This is a genomic window from Ruegeria sp. BHSA163, assembly GCF_059613365.1.
In genome coordinates this window covers 1-5948 of sequence record NZ_JBXWSJ010000109.1, presented here as the reverse complement: position 1 = coordinate 5948, position 5948 = coordinate 1, and the positions used below count along the sequence as shown (strand labels likewise).

Sequence of the window (5948 nt, the reverse complement as noted above, 5' to 3'; positions counted from 1 at the left end):
CCAGCGGTCAGACGCACCGCGCAAACAGGCCGGACACAAGACCGCTTCTGACCACACACCCCTCACAAAAATGTCTTGCTTTGCAGGAGCCATCCACACAGGACAAAGCGGACCTTACGGGGATGTCGTAACTAACGCACGTGACCTAAAGGCTGGTGGAACGGGTTGGTCGGCTTGGTAAGCTCTGGAGCGGCAAGCTACGTCACCCTTTGAATTGCAAGAACTTTCTACAATAGCTCGTGTTCTCTAAAACCAAGCTTCTACGGTTGATTTTTTGACTCAACTCTTTGACTCAGTCATTCTTCTCCAGGGGGGGAACGCGATATGAATGGCGCTGACCAGAAAAGCCAAGCAGACAGGTACGAAGAAGGTATAGCGCTTCTGGATGTGGGTGTCGGCATATTCGATGACGCACTCCGACTGGTTTACTGCAACCCCGCATTTCGCGAGATGCGACGCTACCCACAAGAGCTCTGCCGCCGTGGTGTTAGTCTAGAAGATTTGCTGCATTTCAACGCCGAACGCGGAGATTTTGGCGCGGGCAAAACTGATCGGCTAGTGGCCGATCGAATGAATGAGATTGGTGCCTCTGGTGAGCGCGCGCTCGAGCATGAGATGGCAGACGGGCAGATTCTAGCGATCAGCTATCGCAGAACGGCCTCTGGAGGAACGATGGTCACCTATCAGGACCGCACCGCCGAACGAAAAGCAGAAAGAGCATTGCGAGAAAGTGAGGAGCGCTACGCGCTGGTTTCAGACGCTGCGGAAGAGGCAATCTACGATTGGCACATTACCGACGACCAGTTTTATGCGTCCCCACGACTTGAGACTTTCCTAGGGCTTGAGACCGGTCCTAAGGGAGAGAGAACGTGGGTATGGCAAGACATTATTCATCCCGACGATTTGCCCTCTTACTTGTCAGCGTTGGAGGCGCATATATCCGGCAAGAAGAAACGATGGGAATGTGAGTACCGACTCAAAGTAGCCAGCGGAAAGTGGCGCTGGGTATCGGATCACGGCACCTCGATTCGCGATACTAACGGCTACGCGACGCGTATGGTGGCCGCAATTCGGGACATTACACCCAAGATTGAACGGGATGCAGCCCTTGCCGCAAGTGAGGAAAGATACCAGTTGGTCACTCAAGCTACCAGCGATGGAATTTATGATTGGGACGTGACCAATGATGTTCTGTTTGTCTCTGCTGACCTGAACGATCTACTCAGTTTGGACGAGGCCAATTCGTCTTCGACACGATGGGCCGAGCAGATCCATCCGGATGATTACGACGCTTATGTCAAGGCAATCGTTAACCATTTCAAGGGCGGGACTGATGCCGTTGAATGTGACTACCGGCAGAGGGCGCGTGATGGCGGTTACCGTTGGGTTCACGACCGAGGCGTTGGTGTGCGAAACGCCGAAGGCCGGGTCGTTCGGCTTGTCGGTGCCGTGCGCGACATAACTGAAATCCGGGATGCACGGGAACGAATTGCCCGAATTGAAGGTCGGCTACTCGGAGCAATTGAAACGATCGCCGATGGTTTGCTTTTGGTGGGACCTGAAAATCGCGTCGAGTTATTCAACGACCGCTACGTCCAGATCTTCAGCGACGCCGCTGGCGGCGCCGATTTGAGCAACCTAATTTATGAGGGCCGCGAATTCTTCGACATGATCCGCAACGGCTATGAGCTTGGGATGTTTACCGAACATCCAGACGGCGTTGACGGTTGGATCGCTGCCCGCCGCGTCGCTTGGGAGAAGCCAAAGGCGAACTGGGAACTAGAGTTGGGCAACGGTGTGTGGATCATGCTCAACGAACGTCGCCTGCCTGATGGTGGCCGCATCATGGTTTACAACGACATAACCGAATTCAAACGCAGGGAGGCAGATGCGCAGGCCGCACGGCAGCGGTTTGAAGACGCAATTGAAGCGATTTCGTCTGGTTTTGCATTGTGGGATGCCGAGGATCGGCTAGTTGTATGTAATGAGCGCTACCGCACCTACATGAGCGAACTCGCCGACAAGGTCGTACCCGGCGTGAAATTCGAAGAGATCATCGGTGCCGGCATCAAGCGCGGCCTATTTCCACTTTCCGAAGGAGAAGTAGAAGGGTATCTTGAGAGAATTGCCGAAAAACGCAAGAAAGCCTCGGGCGAAGCACGCGAACAGCTAGTCGCCGGGTACTGGCTGCAGATTACGGATCACCGCACTTCGGATGGTGGCATCGTCTCGATCTATACCGACATTACCGAACTGAAGACCAAACAGCTGGAGATCGAACAACAATCAGCGATCCTCGAGTTAACAATGGAGAACATGGGCCAGGGGATTACGCTGGTAGATAAAGAGCTGCGCACAATTGCGTTGAATTCGAAATTCCTCGACCTCATGGAGTTTCCTCGCGAACGCTTTCGCCCCGGATTCACAATGGAAGAGGCATTTCGGTTCAATGCTGAACGAGGGGAATATGGGCCGGGCGACATTGATACCCAAGTGCGCGAGCGGGTGGAACTGGCCGCAAAATTCTCACCGCACAAATTTGAGCGTATTCGTCCTGATGGTACGGTGATTGAGATTATCGGCAACCCTATCCAAGGTGGCGGCCTAGTTGCAACCTACACTGACATTACGGACCGCAAACTCGCTGACGAAGCACTGAAAGCGGCACTGGCAGAATTTAACGCGGTCATCGATCACGTCGACTATGGAATTCTGTTCATGGGACCGGATTTACGTGCGCGTATAATAAATCGGGCATTTGCGCGAATTTGGAACATCGATCAGAAATTCATCGACCAGCGCCCAACTATGCAGGAGCTGATAGAGTACAACAAAGGCACAGGAGTCTATGATGTCGCGCCGAAGGACTGGGATGACTGGCTGTCCATGCGGGTCGAGGCAATACGGGCAGGAAACATGCCACCGGGCGAGTTGTGTCGGGCTGATGGCATGACTTTGAGTTTCCAATGCGTGGACCTGCCGGATGGCGGTCGCATGCTGACCTATTTCGATATCACCGAACTAAAACGGCGTGAAGCGGAGATTTCCAACGCGCGTGATGCGGCTGAACAAGCCCTCAACGATCTGCGGCAAGCCCAAGAACGGCTCATCCAGTCCGAGAAGATGGCCAGCCTAGGCCAACTTACTGCCGGCATTGCCCACGAGATCAAGAACCCGCTGAATTTCGTCAACAACTTTGCCAAATTGTCTGGCGAGTTGTTGGAAGAATTACACGAGATATTAGAAGACCCGATCGCGGCTCTGGAGGAAGAGGATCGCGAGGAAGCTAAGGACCTATGGCAGACAGTACGCGGCAACTTAGGCAAGATAAACCAACACGGTCAACGTGCTGACAGCATCGTTAAAAACATGCTTCTGCATTCCCGTGAGGGGCCAAGCGAGTTGCAACGTGTTGCACTAAACCCGATCGCAGAAGAAGCGCTGAACCTTGCCTATCACGGTGCTCGGGCGGAGGACTCCAGTTTCAATGTCGAAATACGAGCCGACATTGATCCCGACGTTGGCCAAATCGATTGCTATCCGCAGGATTTGATGCGTGTTTTTCTTAATCTCATCAGCAACGGCATGTATGCGGCCAACAAACGTAAAGACGCGGAAGAAGGTGACTTTTCACCGACGATCTGGCTGTCGACGCGAGCCAATGGTGACCGCGTCAACGTCACTATTCGCGATAATGGTACGGGCATTCCAGAAGAAATGAGGGAGAAAATTTTTCTACCGTTTTACACCACAAAACCCGCGGGTGAAGGCACAGGGCTCGGCCTTTCGTTGAGCTATGATACCATCGTCAAGCAGCATGGTGGAACTTTGACTGTGGACAGTAAGCCAGGGGATCACACAATTTTTGTCGTTTCGGTCCCGGTCCATTCTCAGGGGGACCTAGCATGACAGGACAAATTCTGATGGTAGATGACGAACCCGACGCACAGGACCTGATTCGACAGAATTTTCGGCGGGAGATACGAAAAGGAGTCTACAGTTTTGGGTTTGCCGGGTCTGGCGAGTCCGCCTTGGACGCAATAAGTCATTCGAAAGAAGAAGTAATGTTGGTGCTTTCGGACATCAACATGCCCGGCATGTCAGGAATCGAGCTTTTGCAGGAACTGCGCGCTCGCTGGCCTGAATTACCGGTTATGATGATCACCGCCTATGGTGATGCAGCGACCGAGGCGAAAGTCCGGGAACTGGGAGCGGAACAGTTCCTGACCAAGCCCGTCGATTTTGTTGAACTGAAAGAGCGGCTCTCACGATTTGTCGGAGATGCGACGTGACGCCGCCACGCATTCTTGTTGTCGATGACGAGCCCGACCTTGAAGCGTTGATTTCGCAAAAGTTTCGGCGTCGCGTACGCAAAGGGGAACTGGATCTATTGTTTGCTCATGACGGCAAACACGCCCTCGAAGTTCTCGAAGAGAACCCTAAAATAGATATCGTCCTTTCCGACATAAACATGCCCAGGATGGATGGCCTCACTTTGCTTGAGCGGTTGAGCGAGATGGAAACTGATCTGCAAACTGTTATGGTTTCGGCCTACGGCGACATGAACAATATCCGCGCGGCTATGAACCGCGGGGCTTTCGATTTCGTGACCAAACCGATCGAGTTCGAAGATCTCGACCGGACCATTGCCAAGACGCTGGAACACCTTGAGTTGCTCCGCCAATTGCGCACGGCCCGTGATAATGCCGAGCAAGCGAGATTGACGCTGTCACGGTATTTCTCTCCTACGGTGGTTGAGACGTTGTCGCGTGATCCAGAGGCAATAGAGGCCAAGGGCGAGCGCCGCGTAGCAACCTTTCTATTTACTGATCTGGCCGATTTCACTCAGCTGGTAGAAAGCTCGGATTCCGACCTGATCGTCGAAATTCTCAACGAATACCTAGATGGCATGACCCGAACAATCTTTTCGCACGGCGGAACAGTCATGAAAATCATAGGCGACGCCATCCAAGTAATATTCGGTGCGCCAGTTGACGACCCGGAACATGCCGCGCACGCGGTGGCCTGCGCCTTGGCGCTCGACGAATTTGCCCAAGGTTTTCAGAAGAAACTATTGGATCGCGGCATCGCGTTGGGAGACACACGCATAGGTGTGAACAGCGGCGGTGCGATCATTGGCAATTTCGGCGGCAAGAGCTATTTCGACTATACAGCGTATGGCGATGCTGTGAACACTGCGGCAAGGCTGGAACAGGCTAACAAGACGATAGGGACGCGCATCTGCACTTCGGAAAGTGTTGCCAAGGGGATCGACAACTTCTCTGGCCGCCCAATTGGAAGACTCTTGCTGAAAGGCAAAACGCAAGCGGTGACCTGCTATGAACCCTTGTCAGAGGCGCTTGTCGACAGCGATCAAGTGAGAGATTACAAGGCGGCGTATGAGCTGCTAGAGGCGAGTGACCCCAAAGCGCGCCAATCCTTTGCGGCGCTTTTGGTCGAGTGCGAAGACGACCCCTTGATCTTGTTTCACCTTGGTCGATTGCTGGCCGGCGAAACTGGTGCAGACATTGAAGCAGTGGGTTGATCGCCAGACCTGTCCCAACGTCATTACCGCTAAACAACCATGATAAGGCTGCCCAACACTCGCCGCGAGCCGGTCGACCCCGACCCAACAATAACAAAAGGGTTGCCTATATCGGCGGCAAGAACTGCGATTATGCGACGTTTCATAGACGAGCAATACCACACAGCTTACTAACCAGCGCATGTCCACTTCGGGCTCTTATCAGTCTTTCGCTGCGGAGCTTCGCGCACAATTCTAATTAACGGCAACATTGGGCTCGAAGCAGCCATTCGCTGCGCAGTGCATCAATGACCGCTGTGCAGATGGGGTGGATGGCTCCTGCTCCATCGGCGTCGCGATGCGCCATAGTGCAGGTGTCGTTATCTGCGAGAGAGGAGTCACCCCATGCAAGTTACCACGATCG

Annotated in this window: 4 protein-coding genes; all 4 read left to right on the top strand. The window is 53.5% G+C overall.

What is annotated here, in order from left to right:
• Positions 1 to 181, top strand: a 181-nt coding sequence (locus AC2FNV_RS23225) for a hypothetical protein (protein ID WP_496774673.1), incomplete at its 5' end; no start/stop codon positions are given.
• Between the two features lie 143 nt (positions 182 to 324).
• The gene (locus AC2FNV_RS23220) at positions 325 to 3909 is read left to right on the top strand and encodes a PAS-domain containing protein (RefSeq protein WP_496774671.1); all 3585 of its coding nucleotides are present in this window, start codon (positions 325 to 327) and stop codon (positions 3907 to 3909) included.
• A complete protein-coding gene (locus tag AC2FNV_RS23215) occupies positions 3906 to 4292 on the top strand; it encodes a response regulator (protein ID WP_170385089.1) in 387 nt (128 codons plus the stop codon). The genes AC2FNV_RS23220 and AC2FNV_RS23215 overlap by 4 nt, the downstream gene beginning before the upstream one ends.
• Positions 4289 to 5545 carry an adenylate/guanylate cyclase domain-containing protein gene (locus AC2FNV_RS23210; RefSeq protein ID WP_170482768.1) on the top strand — a complete coding sequence of 419 codons (1257 nt, stop codon included), beginning with the start codon at positions 4289 to 4291 and terminating at the stop codon, positions 5543 to 5545. Before AC2FNV_RS23215 ends, AC2FNV_RS23210 begins: the two co-directional genes overlap by 4 nt.
• The last annotated feature ends 403 nt before the right edge of the window (positions 5546 to 5948 follow it).

What these genes read in the sequence shown, in the direction of transcription:
- AC2FNV_RS23215 (WP_170385089.1), top strand. Translation starts at nt 3,906, where the DNA reads ATGACAGGACAAATTCTGATGGTAGATGACGAACCCGACGCACAGGAC.
- AC2FNV_RS23220 (WP_496774671.1), top strand. Translation starts at nt 325, where the DNA reads ATGAATGGCGCTGACCAGAAAAGCCAAGCAGACAGGTACGAAGAAGGT.